The following is a 16,281-nucleotide window of genomic DNA, read 5'->3' on the forward strand; positions in this document are numbered from 1 at the left end:
GAGGGCCGGGCCTACAGCGGCGGGAGGTCCGGCAGGCGGCCGCCCTCGACACCGAGGACCGAGCCGTCCCGGCGCCCGGCGAGCCAGCCGAGCAGGTCGGCGGGGGAGCCCGTCACCGTGACCACGACGGCCTCCGCGACCCGTCCCGTGGTCCACGCGTGCGTGCCGTCCGTGAGGCGGGTCGGCGGTACGTCGGGGTGGCCGGTGAAGCGGTCGGCGAGGAACTCGATCTCCCGCTGGGTGAACTCCGCCGGAAGATCCTCCAGCTCGTACCCGATGCCGAGGTCCACGTGGTGCAGCTCCACCTCCACCCAGCGCCGGAACGGCACCCGGGCCGCGGCGTCGGTGACCCCGTTGCGCAGCTGCACGACGCGCGACCAGTCGGCGGGGACGGCTCCCACCTCCTGGAAGCGGGCGGCGCTGTCGCGGACGTCCGCGAGCTGCACGTCGAGGGGGCGCGGGGCGTCCCGCCCGATGTCGGCGTCCCGGGCGTCGCCACTGACGTACATGGGGCGGCCCTCCAGGACGTTCACGAGGGCGTCCGCGTTGCGGGCGAGATGGGCGAGAACGTGGCCGCGGGTCCACCCGGGCAGTCGTGACGGCTTCGTCACAGACGCGTTGTCCAGTTTGGCGGCTGCGGTGAGCAGCCGTTCCGTCGCGTCACGTACAGACGCCAGGTCATGCGCGTGATCAATCATGCTGCTGACATTAGTCCCGCCACACCTTTGGGTGAAGGTGGTGAAGCAGTGCCATTAATCGAAAGCACGTGCTATATGGTCGGGAGCGGCGTCGGGCATGCTGGATGGTCCGGGATTGTTGTCCCATTCGGGAATCCGACCGGCGTTGTCAGTGGCTCCCCCTAGTGTGAGAAGACACGGGGGCCTCGCCCCTGTCACCACTCTCAAGAAAGGTGCGGACCGGCGTGGCCGACCGTCTCATCGTCCGTGGCGCGCGCGAGCACAACCTCAAGAACGTCTCGCTCGACCTGCCGCGTGACTCGCTCATCGTCTTCACGGGCCTGTCCGGGTCGGGCAAGTCCTCCCTGGCCTTCGACACGATCTTCGCCGAGGGCCAGCGGCGCTATGTGGAGTCGCTCTCCTCGTACGCCCGCCAGTTCCTCGGCCAGATGGACAAGCCGGACGTCGACTTCATCGAGGGCCTGTCGCCCGCGGTCTCCATCGACCAGAAGTCGACCTCCCGCAACCCGCGCTCGACGGTCGGCACGATCACCGAGGTCTACGACTACCTGCGCCTGCTCTTCGCGCGCATCGGCAAGCCGCACTGCCCCGAGTGCGGCCGGCCCATCTCGCGCCAGTCCCCGCAGGCCATCGTCGACAAGGTCCTGGAGCTGCCGGAGGGGAGCCGCTTCCAGGTGCTGTCCCCGCTGGTGCGGGAGCGCAAGGGCGAGTTCGTCGACCTCTTCGCCGACCTCCAGACCAAGGGGTACAGCCGCGCGCGCGTGGACGGCGAGACCATCCAGCTCTCCGACCCGCCCACGCTGAAGAAGCAGGAGAAGCACACCATCGAGGTGGTCATCGACCGCCTCACCGTGAAGGACACCGCCAAGCGCCGCCTCACCGACTCGGTGGAGACGGCCCTCGGCCTGTCCGGCGGCATGGTCGTGCTCGACTTCGTCGACCTGCCCGCGGACGACCCCGAGCGCGAGCGCATGTACTCCGAGCACCTGTACTGCGCCTACGACGACCTGTCCTTCGAGGAGCTGGAGCCCCGCTCCTTCTCCTTCAACTCGCCCTTCGGCGCCTGCCCCGAGTGCACCGGCATCGGCACGCGCATGGAGGTCGACCCGGAGCTGATCGTCCCGGACGAGGACAAGTCCCTCGACGAGGGCGCCATCCACCCCTGGTCGCACGGGCACACCAAGGACTACTTCGGCCGCCTGGTCGGCGCCCTCGCGGACGCACTGGGCTTCCGGACCGACATCCCCTTCGCGGGCCTGCCGCAGCGCGCCAAGAAGGCCCTGCTCCACGGGCACAAGACCCAGATCGAGGTCCGCTACCGCAACCGGTACGGCCGCGAGCGGGTCTACACCACGCCCTTCGAAGGCGCCGTCCCCTTCATCAAGCGCCGGCACAGCGAGTCCGAGAGCGACGCCAGCCGGGAGCGCTTCGAGGGCTACATGCGCGAGGTGCCCTGCCCCACCTGTGAGGGCACCCGACTGAAGCCGATCGTCCTCGCCGTCACCATCATGGGGAAGTCGATCGCCGAGGTCTCCGGCATGTCCATCAGCGACTGCGCGGACTTCCTGGGCGAGCTGAAGCTGAACGCCCGCGACAAGAAGATCGCCGAGCGCGTGCTGAAGGAGGTCAACGAGCGGCTGCGGTTCCTGGTCGACGTGGGCCTGGACTATCTGTCGCTCAACCGCGCGTCCGGCACCCTCTCCGGCGGTGAGGCCCAGCGCATCCGCCTCGCCACCCAGATCGGCTCCGGGCTCGTCGGCGTGCTGTACGTCCTCGACGAGCCGTCCATCGGTCTGCACCAGCGCGACAACCACCGGCTGATCGAGACCCTGGTCCGACTGCGGGACATGGGCAACACGCTCATCGTCGTCGAGCACGACGAGGACACCATCAAGGTCGCCGACTGGGTCGTCGACATCGGCCCCGGCGCCGGTGAGCACGGCGGCAAGGTCGTGCACAGCGGCTCCCTGAAGGAGCTGCTCGCCAACGAGGAGTCGCAGACCGGGCAGTACCTGTCCGGCAAGAAGGCGATCCCGCTGCCGGACGTCCGCCGCCCGCAGGACCCCTCCCGTCGCCTCACGGTGCACGGGGCCCGGGAGAACAACCTCCAGGACATCGACGTCTCGTTCCCGCTCGGTGTGTTCACCGCGGTCACCGGCGTCTCCGGCTCCGGCAAGTCCACGCTGGTCAACGACATCCTGTACACGCACCTGGCGCGCGAGCTGAACGGCGCGAGGAGCGTCCCGGGACGCCACACGCGCGTGGAGGGCGACGACCTCGTCGACAAGGTCGTGCACGTCGACCAGTCGCCCATCGGCCGCACCCCGCGGTCCAACCCGGCGACGTACACCGGCGTCTTCGACCACGTCCGCAAGCTGTTCGCCGAGACCACCGAGGCGAAGGTCCGCGGCTACATGCCGGGCCGCTTCTCCTTCAACGTCAAGGGCGGCCGCTGCGAGAACTGCGCGGGCGACGGCACGATCAAGATCGAGATGAACTTCCTCCCGGACGTCTACGTCCCGTGCGAGGTCTGCCACGGCGCCCGGTACAACCGGGAGACCCTGGAGGTCCACTACAAGGGCAAGTCCATCGCCGAGGTCCTGAACATGCCCATCGAGGAAGCCATGCACTTCTTCGAGGCCGTCCCGGCGATCAACCGCCACCTGAAGACGCTCAACGACGTCGGCCTCGGCTACGTCCGTCTCGGCCAGTCCGCGACCACGCTGTCCGGCGGTGAGGCCCAGCGCGTGAAGCTCGCCAGCGAGCTCCAGAAGCGCTCGACCGGCCGCACGGTCTACGTCCTGGACGAGCCGACCACCGGTCTGCACTTCGAGGACATCAGCAAGCTGCTGAAGGTCCTCTCCGGACTGGTGGACAAGGGCAACACGGTCATCGTCATCGAGCACAACCTCGACGTGATCAAGACGGCGGACTGGATCGTCGACATGGGCCCCGAGGGCGGCGCCGGCGGCGGCCTCGTCGTGGCCGAGGGCACGCCCGAGGAGGTCGCCGGGGTCCCCGCCAGCCACACCGGCAAGTTCCTGCGGGAGATCCTGAGTGCCGATCGGATCAGCGACGCCTCCTCGGTGAAGGCCCCGCGCAAGACGGCGGCCAAGAAGACGGTCGCGGCCAGGTCGACGGCGAAGAAGACGGCCACGGCCAAGACGGCGGCGAGCAAGACGGCCGCCGCCAAGTCGACCGCGAGCAAGGGTGCCACCGGCGCGGCGGCGGCCAAGAAGGCGGCCGGCGCCACGAAGAAGGCGGCTCCCGCCAAGAAGGCGACGCGGGCTCGCAAGGCCTGAGGCCTGTCGGGAACGGATCCCGAGAAATCCGGAAAAGTTCGGCGCCCCGTGGGAACTTCCCGCGGGGCGCCGGTCGTTGCAAGATCAGCCGCCCGTTCCCTGCGGCTGCACCGCACCTTGACTCCTCAACAGTGGAATCGGCGGAAGTGCCGAACGCCCCCTACCAGGTCCCGAGTTCGGAGGCGTACGGCGGCTCCGCCCCTGCCCGGGAGCAGGTGATCGCGGCTGCCCGCGCCGCGTATCGCAACAGCCTTGTCCAGCCGTCGGCGCCCAGTCCCAGGAGCGCCTCGGCGGACAGGGCGTCCTGGGCGGACAGACCGTGCAGGAGCGCCGCGTTCACCGTGTCGCCGGCCCCGATCGTGTCGACGACGTCGACCTTCTCGCCCGGCACGGAGTGCACCGAGCCGTCCCGCGTGTACGCGGTCAGACCGTCACCGCCCCGGGTGATCACGACGGCCGAGGGCCCCTCCTCGAGCCACTCGCGCGGTGTGCCCCCCAGCCACAGCGCGTCCTCCTCGGAGAGCTTGAGCAGTGACACCGAGGGCAGCCAGCTCTTGAACCGGGCCCGGTAGGCGTCCGGATCGGGGATGAGCCCGGCCCGGATGTTCGGGTCGAGGGCGGTGAAGACGCCCTGCGCGGCCGCCTTCCGCAGCAGCTCCTCGTAGGCGCCGGCCCCCGGCTCCAGGACGAGCGAGCAGGTACCGAAGGACACCCCGCGCGTGCCGGCGGGAAGCTCCGAGGGGGCCGTGAACAGACGGTCGGCGGTGCCCTCGACATAGAAGGAGTAGGCGGCCGACCCGCTCGCGTCGATCGTGGCGACCGCCAGGGTGGTCGGCTCCGGACCGCGCTGCACTCCCGACACGTCCACCGAGGCCTGCCGCAGCCCGTCGAGCAGCGCCTCGCCGAACGCGTCGGACGACGTACGGGAGCAGAAGGCGGTGGGGGAGCCGAGCCGGCCGAGCGCGACGGCCGTGTTGTACGGCCCACCGCCGAGCGCCGGCTTCAGCCCCGCCAGCGCTCCCGTGCCCTGCGGTACCAGGTCGATGAGGGCCTCACCGGCGACGACGATCACGAGCGGATTCCTTTCTCGCACTTGCGGGACCGCGCGGCGGCACGGCCACGGATGGGGGTGACGACAACTCCCCCTCGGGCGGGCGAAGTTCGGAGCCCACGGCGCCCCCGCGCAACGGGTCTCCGCACACCGCGGTTCCTTCGGGCACCCCGGCTCCTTCGGACGCCGAAGCCCCCTCTTCCACTCCGCCCCCTTCGGACGGCCGCCGTTCGGACGCCCCGGCCCCCTCCGGGCACCCGCACGATGTCCGGTGCACGAACGCACAGGGCAGCCGCACCGTCCTGACGGGCCGGTCCGGATCGGCCAGGCGGTCCAGGAGCACCCGCACCGCCTGGGCCCCGATCTCCCTGCTGGGCTGGGCGATCGCGGTGAGCCGGGGGGAGAAGAGGTCGGCCCAGGCGAAGTCGTCGAAGCAGCACAGGGCCATGTCGCCGGGCACGGAGACCCCGTGGTCGCGCAGGGCGCGCAGCGCGCCGATGGTCATCGCGTTGTTGGCGGTGACGAGCGCCGTCGGCGGTTCGGCGCGGGACAGCAGGGCGGCGGTGGCCCGCTCGGCGCCGGCCGACGCGGAGTCGCCGTGGACCACGAGCCCCTCGTCGTAGGGCAGCCCGGTGGCCGCGAGCGCGGCACGGTAGCCGGCGATCCGCTCGCTGCTGGTGCTGAGCCCGGCCAGTCCCGCCACCAGCCCGATCCGCCGGTGGCCGAGCCCGGCGAGATGGGCGACCAGCTCGCTGGTGGGCGCGGTGTTCTCGGCGCAGACCTGGTCGAAGCGGGGCTCGGCGTCGACGACCCGGTCGAGGAGCACGGTGGGTACGCGATGGCGGCCGAGATACGAAAGCAGCTCGGCGGGGTTCGCGGAGGGCGCGACGATCATGCCGTCCACCCGTCGCTCGTGCAGCAGTTGGGCGACCTTGCGCTCATGGGCCGGGTCGTCGTGCGGGTCGGCGATGAGCAGGCTGTAGCCGTGTGCCAGGGCCTCGGCCTCGACGCCCTGGAGGATCTCCGTGAAGTACGGGTTGCTGATCGCCGACACCGCGAGCCCGATCGAGCGGGTTCGGGAGGTCACCAGTGAGCGGGCGAGGGTGTTGGGGGTGTAGCCGAGCTCGTCGATGGCGTCCAGCACGGCCTGGCGGGTCCGGGGCAGCACCGGCCGGGTGTCGTTGAGGACGTGCGACACGGTCGCCACGGACACGCCCGCGCGGCGGGCCACGTCGGCCATGGTCGGCATGAAGCCCCCTCCGGATCTCTCCCAGGCCCGGAACGTACCGCATCCGACGCGGGACGTAAACGCTTGCGCAAGCGTTTACGCGGCCTGGGGCAGGCCTATGCGCGGCCCCGTCGCTCTTGTTCGCAGGTGACCCCGCCCGGGCGCGCGCCGAACCCTCGCCCCCGCCCCCGCACACCCCCTCCCCTTACTCCCAGTCCCAGCCGATCCCCACGATCCCCGTCCGCACGCGCGGCTCGACGATGTGCACCGAGCGGTGGGTCCCGGTGAGGGCCAGGTCCTGGCGTCCGCTGCGGGGGGCCGCCGCGGAGTGCTGGGTGAACCGGTGGCAGCGTGCGGGCAGGGCGTTCTCGTCGAAGCGCACCTGGAGCGCGTACTGCCCGCCGGAGGGCCCGAAGCCTCGGACGTACTCGCGGGAGACGCCGGCGGTGCCGTCCTCGACGCCGTAGCGGAACAGGTAGGTGTCGCCGGCCCGCAACCGGGTGTCGAAGAGCAGCTCGGCCACGAGGACACCGGTGTCGTGGTGGAGGCGGACGCGGCCCGTGCGGCAGTTCTCCAGGGCGTGCACCTGCATCCGCTCCGGCACGCACCCCGGGTCGCCGTGGTGGACGGCCACGAAACGGTCGACGCCGTCCATGTGGGCGCGCACGATGTGGTGGGACTCGCGTCCGAGGAGCTCCCGGCGTGCGCCGATCCGTACCCGCTCGTGGTGGCCGAGGGTGTGCAGCCCGCCGTCGGGCGGGGAGTCGAGCTCGGCCAGCAGCCGCTCCAGGGCGCCGGAGGCCTCGACGAGGGACCGGTAGGAGCGGACGGCGGGGCGTTGGCCGGGGGAGTGGGCGTCGGCTTCGGCCAGCAGCCGTATCAGCGACTCCTCGGGCAGCTGGAGTATTTCCTCGAGCGCCCGCACCGCGCGCAGCGACTCCGGGCGCTGCGGGCGCCGCGCCCCCTGCTGCCAGTAGCTCAGGCTCGTGACGCCGACCTTGACCCCGTAGCGCGACAGATGGTGTTGCACGCGCTGGAGCGGCAGCCCCCGGGCGGCGATCGCGGCCCGCAGGGCGACGTGGAAGGGGCCGCCTCGCAGGGCCGTGTCCAGTTCGGTGTCCGCGACGGCGGAGACGTCCCCGTGCTGTGTGGCGTGCGGCATGCAGGGGCCTTTCTGTGTGTTCGCGACGGCTGGTCAGACCGTTCGCGCGGATTCGCACCGGGGCCGCCCTGGTTGTGTGGGGGCGTCTTCACATCCGTAAGCCGTTCTTCACGGCCCCGAGTTCCCCCGCATTGAAGCGTGTTGACCAAGTCCCGACAACACCTCACGCCCAACAGCCACGCACTCCTGGCCGGGATGTGCCGGGAGGGGCCGACTCGACGACCTCGGACGCGCCGCCGCAGCGCCGCCCGACCCACTGCCGCAGCGCACCGCCCTGCCGGCCCGCTGCCGAGCGCAGCACCCCCCGACCCGCTGCCGCAGCGCACCGCCCCGCCCGCCCCCGACAGCTGCCGTGCACGCAAGGTCGTCCCCGCCCCATGTTCCTGGAGTTCCGCTAGGGACAGAACGGCCGGCCGCGCGACGGGGCGCCCCGGCTGACCGCTGCCTCGGACGCTCCCTGACGTGGGCCCTCCTCCCACGGACCCGGTGCCCGGCGTCGTCCACAGCCTCGTCGGAGTGTCAGCGCCCGCCAGTAGGGTGTGAGACATGGCCGACCCCTCCAGCTACCGCCCCAAGCCGGGACAGATCCCGGACTCTCCGGGGGTGTACAGGTTCCGTGACGAGCACCGCCGGGTGATCTACGTCGGAAAGGCGAAGAGCCTGCGCCAACGCCTGGCGAACTACTTCCAGGACCTGGCGGGCCTGCACCCGCGCACCCGCACGATGGTGACCACCGCCGCGTCCGTGGAGTGGACGGTGGTGTCCACGGAGGTCGAGGCCCTACAGCTGGAGTACTCCTGGATCAAGGAGTACGACCCCCGCTTCAACGTCAAGTACCGCGACGACAAGAGCTACCCGTACCTCGCGGTGACGATGAACGAGGAGTTTCCGCGTGTGCAGGTGATGCGCGGTCACAAGAAGAAGGGCGTCAGGTACTTCGGGCCGTACGCGCACGCGTGGGCGATCCGCGACACCGTCGACCTCCTGCTGCGCGTCTTCCCCGTCCGCACGTGCTCGGCCGGCGTCTTCAAGAACGCCGCCCGCACCGGGCGCCCCTGCCTGCTGGGCTACATCGGCAAGTGCTCGGCGCCCTGCGTCGACCGGGTCTCGGCCGAGGAGCACCGTGAACTCGCCGAGGAGTTCAGCGACTTCATGGCCGGCCGGACCGGGACGTACCTGCGCCGCCTGGAGAAGCAGATGATGGAGGCGGCCGAGGAGATGGAGTACGAGCGGGCCGCCCGCCTGCGCGACGACATCGAGGCCCTGAAGAAGGCCATGGAGAAGAACGCGGTCGTGCTCGCCGACGCGACCGACGCCGACCTCATCGCGGTCGCCGAGGACGAGCTCGAAGCGGCCGTGCAGATCTTCCACGTCCGCGGCGGACGGGTGCGCGGTCAGCGTGGCTGGGTCACCGACAAGGTCGAGGAGATCACCACCGGCGCCCTCGTCGAGCACGCCCTCCAGCAGCTCTACGGCGAGGAGACCGGCGACTCCGTCCCCAAGGAGGTCCTCGTCCCCGCGCTGCCCGATCCGGTCGAGCCGGTCCAGGAGTGGCTCACCGGACGCCGCGGGTCCAACGTCTCGCTGCGCATTCCGCAGCGGGGCGACAAGAAGGCCCTCATGGAGACCGTGCAGCGCAACGCCCTTCAGGCTCTCGGACTGCACAAGACCAAGCGCGCCTCCGACCTGACCACCCGCTCGCGTGCCCTGGAGGAGATCGCCGAGGCCCTCGACCTCGACAGCGCCCCCCTGCGGATCGAGTGCTACGACATCTCGCACCTCCAGGGCGACGACGTCGTGGCCTCCATGGTCGTCTTCGAGGACGGTCTGCAGCGCAAGAGCGAGTACCGCCGGTTCCAGATCAAGGGCTTCGAGGGCCAGGACGACGTCCGCTCCATGCACGAGGTGATCACCCGCCGCTTCCGGCGGTACATCGCCGAGAAGGGGAGGACCGGCGAGTGGGTGGACGACGGCTCCTCCCAGATCGGCTCCCAGGTCGACTCTCAGGCCGAATCCCAGGCCGAATCCCAGGCCGAATCCCAGGCCGATTCCCAGATCGGCTCCCCGGCCGGCTTCCCGGACGGCTCCGCGCAAGCCGGCTCCCTCGGTGACACCCTGGACGCCGCCGGGAACACGCTGACCGAGGACAACGGCCGCCCCAAGAAGTTCGCGTACCCGCCCCAGCTCGTCGTCGTCGACGGCGGTCAGCCGCAGGTCGCGGCCGCCAAGAGGGCCCTGGACGAGCTCGGCATCGACGACATCGCCGTCTGCGGTCTCGCCAAGCGCCTGGAGGAGGTGTGGGTGCCGGGGGAGGACGACCCGGTCGTCCTGCCCCGCACCAGCGAGGGCCTCTATCTCCTCCAGCGGGTCCGTGACGAGGCTCACCGCTTCGCGATCAGCTATCAGCGCACCAAGCGGGGCAAGCGGTTCCGGGCCAGCCCCCTCGACGACGTCCCCGGGCTCGGGGAGACGCGCAAGCAGGCGCTTCTGAAACATTTCGGTTCGTTGAAGAAACTTCGCTCTGCCACCATCGACCAGATCTGCGAGGTACCCGGCATAGGCCGCAAAACGGCTGAGACCATCGCCGTGGCCCTCGCCCAGGCGGCACCGGCCGCACCCGCGGTGAACACAGCTACTGGAGAGATCATGGAAGAGGAACCCGGCACCATGGGTTCCACAGGGGAGCCCGTGACGGCGGGCACCCCGGACGAACGACGGGGGCAGGAGACATGAATGTGAACGAGCACGACGGACAACAGAGCCACACCGGAGACGGAGCACAGGTGAGTACGGGCGTGACCAGCGACAACGTCGGGATCCCCGACGTGGCCATCCCTGAGCTGGTGATCATCTCCGGGATGTCCGGGGCCGGCCGGTCGACCGCCGCGAAGTGTCTGGAGGACCTCGGCTGGTTCGTGGTCGACAACCTGCCGCCCGCGCTGATCCCCACCATGGTGGAGCTCGGCGCCCGCTCCCAGGGCAACGTCGCCCGGATCGCGGTCGTCGTCGACGTCCGGGGCCGCCGCTTCTTCGACAATCTGCGCGAGTCCCTCGCCGACCTGGAGGCCAAGCACGTCACCCGGCGGATCGTCTTCCTGGAGTCCTCCGACGAGGCCCTGGTGCGCCGCTTCGAGTCGGTGCGCCGCCCGCACCCCCTCCAGGGCGACGGCCGCATCGTCGACGGCATCGACGCCGAGCGCGAGCTGCTGCGCGAGCTGCGCGGCGACGCCGACCTGGTCATCGACACCTCCAGCCTCAACGTCCACGAGCTGCGCGCCAAGATGGACGCCCAGTTCGCCGGCGAGGAGGAGCCCGAGCTCAGGGCGACCGTCATGTCCTTCGGCTTCAAGTACGGCCTCCCCGTGGACGCCGACCTGGTCGTGGACATGCGCTTCCTGCCCAACCCGCACTGGGTCCCGGAGCTGCGCCCCTTCACCGGCCTCAACGAGGAGGTGTCGGCGTACGTCTTCAACCAGCCCGGGGCGAAGGAGTTCATCGACCGCTACTCCGAGCTGCTCCAGCTGATCGCGGCCGGCTACCGCCGCGAGGGCAAGCGGTACGTGACGATCGCGGTCGGCTGCACCGGCGGCAAGCACCGCTCCGTCGCCACCTCCGAGAAGCTCGCCGCCCGACTCGCCTCCCAGGGCGTGGAGACGGTGGTCGTACACCGGGACATGGGACGGGAATGACCGGACGTTCTCCGCGGCTGAGCAGGCTGCGCCGGGTCGTGCCCGAGGGACGCGCGACCCGGCCCGTGGAGGCCCGCGGCGCCAGGCCGCGCCGCCGCGGCGCCCAGCCCAAGGTCGTCGCCCTCGGCGGCGGCATGGGCCTGTCCGCCTCGCTCGCCGCACTGCGCCGGATCACCGGCGACCTCACCGCCGTCGTGACCGTGGCCGACGACGGCGGCTCCAGCGGGCGCCTGCGCGACGAACTGGGGGTGCTGCCCCCCGGCGACCTGCGCAAGGCCCTGGCGGCGCTGTGCGGCGACGACGACTGGGGCCAGACCTGGGCCCGCGTCATCCAGCACCGCTTCCAGTCCCAGGGCGACCTGCACGAACACGCGGTCGGCAATCTGCTGATCGTGGCCCTGTGGGAGCAGCTCGGCGACCATGTCCAGGCCCTCGACCTGGTCGGCAGACTGCTCGGCGCGCACGGGCGTGTGCTGCCCATGTCCGCCGTGCCCCTGGAGCTCCAGGCCCTGGTCAAGGGGCACGACCCGGACCGGCCCGAGGACGTGGACACCGTCCGGGGCCAGGCCACCGTCGCCCTCACCCCCGGCGAGGTGCAGTCCGTGCACGTCGTACCGCACGACCCGCCCGCCGTCCCCGAGGCGGTGGCCGCCGTCCTGGACGCGGACTGGGTGGTGCTCGGCCCCGGCTCCTGGTTCTCCTCGGTCATCCCGCACCTGCTGGTCCCCGAGCTGCTGGACGCGCTCACCCAGACGAAGGCGCGCCGGGTACTCTCGCTGAACCTCGCGCCGCAACCCGGAGAAACCGAAGGCTTCTCCCCGCAGCGTCATTTGGAGGTTTTGGGACGACACGCCCCTAAACTCGCCCTGGACGTGGTGCTGGCCGACCAGGCCGCCGTGCCCGACCGTGACTCGCTGACCGATGCCGCCAAGCGGCTCGGCGCCGCGGTCGAGCTGGCCCCGGTGGCCCGGCCCGACGGAACCCCGAGGCACGACCCGGAGCTGTTGGCCGCCGCGTACGACCGTATTTTTCGGATGCATGGAAGGATCGGCCCATGGCGATGACGGCAGCGGTGAAGGATGAGATCTCCCGGCTCCCCGTCACCCGTACCTGCTGCAGAAAGGCGGAGGTCTCCGCCATTCTGCGGTTCGCCGGCGGCCTCCACCTGGTGAGCGGGCGCATCGTGATCGAGGCGGAGCTGGACACCGCGATGGCGGCCCGTCGGCTCAAGCGGGACATTCTGGAGATCTTCGGGCACAGCTCGGAGCTGATCGTGATGGCGCCGGGCGGACTGCGCCGCGGCTCGCGGTACGTGGTGCGCGTGGTGGCCGGTGGTGACCAGCTGGCCCGCCAGACCGGCCTGGTCGACGGGCGGGGTCGGCCGATCCGCGGTCTGCCCCCGCAGGTCGTCTCCGGCGCCACCTGTGACGCCGAGGCCGCCTGGCGCGGGGCCTTCCTGGCGCACGGCTCGCTCACCGAGCCGGGCCGCTCCTCCTCGCTGGAGGTGACCTGCCCGGGTCCGGAGGCGGCGCTCGCCCTGGTCGGCGCGGCCCGCCGGCTCTCCATCGCCGCGAAGGCCCGCGAGGTGCGCGGTGTGGATCGGGTGGTCGTCCGCGACGGCGACGCGATCGGCGCGTTGCTCACCCGGCTCGGCGCCCATGAGTCGGTGCTGGCCTGGGAGGAGCGCCGGATGCGCCGCGAGGTGCGGGCGACGGCGAACCGGCTCGCCAACTTCGACGACGCCAACCTGCGCCGTTCGGCCCGCGCGGCCGTCGCCGCCGGGGCCCGGGTCCAGCGCGCGCTGGAGATCCTCGGCGAGGAGGTCCCCGAGCACCTCGCGGCCGCGGGGCGCCTGCGCATGGACCACAAGCAGGCCTCCCTGGAGGAGCTGGGCGCGCTCGCCGATCCGCCGCTGACCAAGGACGCCGTCGCGGGCCGTATCCGCCGACTGCTGGCGATGGCCGACAAGCGGGCCCAGGACCTCGGCATCCCGGGCACGGAATCGAGCCTCACCGAGGAGATGGCCGACAACCTCGTGGGCTGATCCGCTCTCAGAAAGCCGGTGGCGCTGCTCCCTTGGAGTGACGGCACCGGCTTTCGCGTGTGGGTGAGGACCCCTTGACTGGATCATGAACTGTCATGAGCCTGGCATCTGTTCGCTGCTGTGGCGGACCCAGCAAGGGGGGCACATGAGACGAAGAGCGAGACCGATCCTCGCTGTGGGCGCGCTTCTTCTCGGCGGCGCGGGCATCGCACCCATCGCCCAGGCCGCCGAGAGCGCCGGCTCTCCCGATCCCGACGAGGTCAAGGTCTTCCGGGCCGAGGTCACCAACAAGCAGGTACCCCTGCTGCTGGCGGCCGGTCAGGACGGCCATGAACTGACCGAGCAGGTACCCGCCAAGGGCACCGCGACGGTCGAGGTGTACCTGACCGACCAGCAGGCCGACAAGCTGGAGAAACAGGGCGTCGAGCTCACCGAGCACACCCTGACCGCCCAGGCCGAGAAGCGGGTCGAGGCCGCCGCCGAGGGCGTGTACCGCCCGTACAGCGGGGCCGGGAACATCAAGGAGGAGATCCTCCGCACCGGACAGGAGAACCCCGGCCTCACCAAGGTCGTCTCCATCGGCAAGACCGTCAACGGCCAGGACATCCTCGCGCTCAAGCTCACCAAGAACGCGAAGAGGACCAAGGACGGCGCCAAGCCCTCCGTGCTGTACATGTCCAACCAGCACGCCCGTGAGTGGATCACCCCGGAGATGACCCGGCGGCTGCTCCACCACTACATCGACCACTACAAGACCGACAAACGCATCAAGAAGATCGTCGACACGACCGAGCTGTGGTTCGTCATCTCCGCGAACCCCGACGGCTACGACCACACCTTCAAGAGCGACGACACCCGCCTGTGGCGCAAGAACCTGCGGGACAACAACGGCGACGGCGCCATCGCGGTCGGCGACGGCGTCGACCTCAACCGCAACTTCTCCTACAAGTGGGGCTACGACAACGAGGGTTCGTCGCCCACCCCCACCAGCGACACCTACCGCGGCTCCGGCCCCGGCTCCGAGCCCGAGACGAAGGCCATCGACGCCTTCCAGAAGCGGATCGGCTTCACGTACGGCATCAACTACCACTCCGCCGCCGAGCTCATCCTCTACGGCGTCGGCTGGCAGGTGGCCACCGACAGCCCCGACGACGTGCTCTACAAGGCGCTCGCCGGCACCCCCGACAACCCCGCCGTCCCCGGCTATCGGCCGCAGGTCTCCTCGGAGCTGTACACCACCAACGGCGAGGCGGACGGCCACGCGTCGAACGTCAACGGGCTGGCGATGTACACCCCCGAGATGTCGACCTGCCAGACCGCGTCGGACCTCGACCCGAACGACCGGTGGAACGCGGCGGACTGCCAGTCGGTCTTCCACTTCCCGGACGACGAGAAGCTGATCCAGCAGGAGTTCGAGAAGAACGTCCCGTTCGCGCTCTCGGTCGCCGAGTCGGCCGTCACTCCCGACCGGCCGAAGTCCTCGCTCGGTCTGACGGCCGCCGACTTCACCCCGAAGCCGTTCACCACGTCGTACTCACGCGGCGCGGACCAGGAGGTCGCCGTCGTCGTACGCAAGTCCGTGCGCGACAAGGAGCTCAGGTACCGCGTCAACGGCGGCAAGGTCGAGGACATGGCGCTCAGGGCCTGGAAGGGCGGCGAGACCTACGGCGGTGACGACAACCTCTACTTCGACGAGTACCGCGCGAAGGTCGCCGACGGCGATCCGGGCGACAAGGTCGAGGTGTGGTTCACCGGCCGGACCAGGAGCGGGAAGCGCACCTCCAGCGAGCACTTCACGTACACGGTCGCCGAACGCCCGCGCGCGGACACGCTCGTGGTCGCCGAGGAGGGCGCGACCGCGGCCCAGGCGCAGACCTACGTCGAGGCGCTGAAGGCCAACGGCCGCAAGGCGGTCGTCTGGGACGTGGCGGCCCAGGGCGCGCCGGACGCGCTCGGTGTCCTGGACCACTTCAGGACGGTCGTGCACCACACGGGCGCGAGCGTCCCCGGCAACGCCACCCAGCTCCAGCTGCGCGCCTTCCTCAACGAGGGCGGCAAGCTGATCGAGGCGGGCGAGCGGGCGGGCGGCTCCGTCGACCTCGGCGGCGGCACCCTGTCGAACGACTTCAGCCAGTACTACCTGGGCGCGTACTCCCGCACGTCCCTGCCGGGCGCGACGGCCTTCCAGGGCGTCGGCCCACTCGCCGGGACCGGCGGTCCGCTCGGGGCCGCCCCGGGCAACCCGCTGGACACCGCCGGGTCCTTCAGCGTCACCTCGGACAACCTGTCGGTCGCCGCGTTCCCGCAGTTCGCCAGCGCGGGCGCGGGCACCTACCCCGGCACGGTCAACCCGTACGGGCCCTACGAAGGCGCCTCCATGGCGGCCGTCACGCACACCGACTACGCCTGGAACCGGCTCACCCGCACCATCGACCTCACCCAGGTGACCGCCGCACAGGCGCCCACGCTCCGCACCCGCCTGCTGTGGAGCACCGAGGAGGGCTACGACCACGCCGTGCTGGAGGCGCACACGGCCGGCAACGACGACTGGACCACGCTCCCCGACAAGGACGGCAGGACCAGCAGCGCCGTACCGGCGGAGTGCGAGGCCGGGTACTTCATCGCCGCCCACCCCGCGCTCAAGCGGTATCTGACGCTCGGTGCGGACGCCTGCACGCCCACCGGCACCACCGGCCAGTGGAACAGCCTCACCGGGGCGTCGGCCGGCTGGCAGGAGGTCTCCTTCGACCTCTCCGCGTACGCCGGGAAGACCGTCGAGGTCTCCCTCAGCTACATCACCGACCCCGGTTCCGGCGGTCGCGGTGTCCTCGCCGACAACGCCTCCGTGGTCGTCGGCGGCCAGGCCGCCGAGACCGAGGGCTTCGAGACGTCGTTGGGCGCCTGGAGCGTTCCGGGGCCGCCCGCGGGCAGCCCGGCGGTCGTGAAGGACTGGGCCCGCACCGGGGAGCTGTTCAAGACGTACGGCGCCATCACCACGGACGACACCGTGCTGCTGGGCTTCGGCCTGGAGCACGTCACCGCGGCGGCCGACCGTGCGGCCCTGATCCGCAGGGCGCTCACCGCGGTCGGGGGGTGAACACGCCGGT

General features: G+C 71.0%; 10 protein-coding genes. 6 read left to right on the forward strand and 4 right to left on the reverse strand.

The window, feature by feature from the left end:
* Window positions 1-11: 11 nt before the first annotated feature.
* On the reverse strand, window positions 12-698 hold the full coding sequence (locus tag ACH41F_RS03855; protein ID WP_398832679.1) for a maleylpyruvate isomerase family mycothiol-dependent enzyme: 687 nt from the start codon (window positions 696-698) through the stop codon (window positions 12-14).
* 224 nt (window positions 699-922) lie between these two features.
* Between ACH41F_RS03855 and uvrA the strand changes: the two genes are divergently transcribed.
* The gene (uvrA, locus tag ACH41F_RS03860) at window positions 923-4,000 is read left to right on the forward strand and encodes an excinuclease ABC subunit UvrA (protein ID WP_391230294.1); all 3,078 of its coding nucleotides are present in this window, start codon (window positions 923-925) and stop codon (window positions 3,998-4,000) included.
* 160 nt (window positions 4,001-4,160) lie between these two features.
* Here the strand turns inward: uvrA and ACH41F_RS03865 are convergent, their stop codons facing one another.
* The 3 genes from ACH41F_RS03865 to ACH41F_RS03875 all read right to left on the reverse strand — a co-directional run bounded on the left by ACH41F_RS03865 (window position 4,161) and on the right by ACH41F_RS03875 (window position 7,441).
* Window positions 4,161-5,072 (reverse strand): carbohydrate kinase, encoded by a 912-nt coding sequence (locus tag ACH41F_RS03865; protein ID WP_398832682.1) that lies wholly within the window; start codon window positions 5,070-5,072, stop codon window positions 4,161-4,163.
* Window positions 5,053-6,300 carry a LacI family DNA-binding transcriptional regulator gene (locus ACH41F_RS03870; protein WP_398832684.1) on the reverse strand — a complete coding sequence of 416 codons (1,248 nt, stop codon included), beginning with the start codon at window positions 6,298-6,300 and terminating at the stop codon, window positions 5,053-5,055. The genes ACH41F_RS03865 and ACH41F_RS03870 overlap by 20 nt, the downstream gene beginning before the upstream one ends.
* Before the next feature lie 184 nt (window positions 6,301-6,484).
* Window positions 6,485-7,441: a hypothetical protein gene (locus tag ACH41F_RS03875; protein WP_391230299.1), complete on the reverse strand. Its 957-nt coding sequence runs from the start codon at window positions 7,439-7,441 to the stop codon at window positions 6,485-6,487.
* A 546-nt stretch (window positions 7,442-7,987) separates the two neighbouring features.
* On the opposite strand from ACH41F_RS03875, the gene uvrC reads away from it, so the two are divergent.
* From uvrC to ACH41F_RS03900, 5 genes are all read left to right on the forward strand, one after another.
* Window positions 7,988-10,174 carry an excinuclease ABC subunit UvrC gene (uvrC, locus tag ACH41F_RS03880; protein ID WP_398832688.1) on the forward strand — a complete coding sequence of 729 codons (2,187 nt, stop codon included), beginning with the start codon at window positions 7,988-7,990 and terminating at the stop codon, window positions 10,172-10,174.
* Complete coding sequence (gene rapZ / locus ACH41F_RS03885; RefSeq protein ID WP_391230303.1) at window positions 10,171-11,130, forward strand: RNase adapter RapZ; 960 nt, start codon at window positions 10,171-10,173, stop codon at window positions 11,128-11,130. Before uvrC ends, rapZ begins: the two co-directional genes overlap by 4 nt.
* Window positions 11,127-12,194 (forward strand): uridine diphosphate-N-acetylglucosamine-binding protein YvcK, encoded by a 1,068-nt coding sequence (yvcK, locus tag ACH41F_RS03890; protein ID WP_391230305.1) that lies wholly within the window; start codon window positions 11,127-11,129, stop codon window positions 12,192-12,194. Before rapZ ends, yvcK begins: the two co-directional genes overlap by 4 nt.
* On the forward strand, window positions 12,185-13,174 hold the full coding sequence (gene whiA / locus ACH41F_RS03895; protein WP_362261733.1) for a DNA-binding protein WhiA: 990 nt from the start codon (window positions 12,185-12,187) through the stop codon (window positions 13,172-13,174). The genes yvcK and whiA overlap by 10 nt, the downstream gene beginning before the upstream one ends.
* Window positions 13,175-13,319: 145 nt before the next feature.
* Window positions 13,320-16,271: a M14 family zinc carboxypeptidase gene (locus tag ACH41F_RS03900; protein WP_398832693.1), complete on the forward strand. Its 2,952-nt coding sequence runs from the start codon at window positions 13,320-13,322 to the stop codon at window positions 16,269-16,271.
* Window positions 16,272-16,281: the final 10 nt, after the last annotated feature.

Source organism: Streptomyces sp. NPDC020489 (assembly GCF_044386545.1).
Lineage (GTDB): Bacteria > Actinomycetota > Actinomycetes > Streptomycetales > Streptomycetaceae > Streptomyces.

What these genes read in the sequence shown, in the direction of transcription:
- ACH41F_RS03855 (WP_398832679.1), bottom strand. Translation starts at nt 698, where the DNA reads ATGATTGATCACGCGCATGACCTGGCGTCTGTACGTGACGCGACGGAA.
- ACH41F_RS03900 (WP_398832693.1), top strand. Translation starts at nt 13,320, where the DNA reads ATGAGACGAAGAGCGAGACCGATCCTCGCTGTGGGCGCGCTTCTTCTC.
- yvcK (WP_391230305.1), top strand. Translation starts at nt 11,127, where the DNA reads ATGACCGGACGTTCTCCGCGGCTGAGCAGGCTGCGCCGGGTCGTGCCC.
- ACH41F_RS03875 (WP_391230299.1), bottom strand. Translation starts at nt 7,441, where the DNA reads ATGCCGCACGCCACACAGCACGGGGACGTCTCCGCCGTCGCGGACACC.
- uvrC (WP_398832688.1), top strand. Translation starts at nt 7,988, where the DNA reads ATGGCCGACCCCTCCAGCTACCGCCCCAAGCCGGGACAGATCCCGGAC.
- whiA (WP_362261733.1), top strand. Translation starts at nt 12,185, where the DNA reads ATGGCGATGACGGCAGCGGTGAAGGATGAGATCTCCCGGCTCCCCGTC.
- ACH41F_RS03870 (WP_398832684.1), bottom strand. Translation starts at nt 6,300, where the DNA reads ATGCCGACCATGGCCGACGTGGCCCGCCGCGCGGGCGTGTCCGTGGCG.
- rapZ (WP_391230303.1), top strand. Translation starts at nt 10,171, where the DNA reads ATGAATGTGAACGAGCACGACGGACAACAGAGCCACACCGGAGACGGA.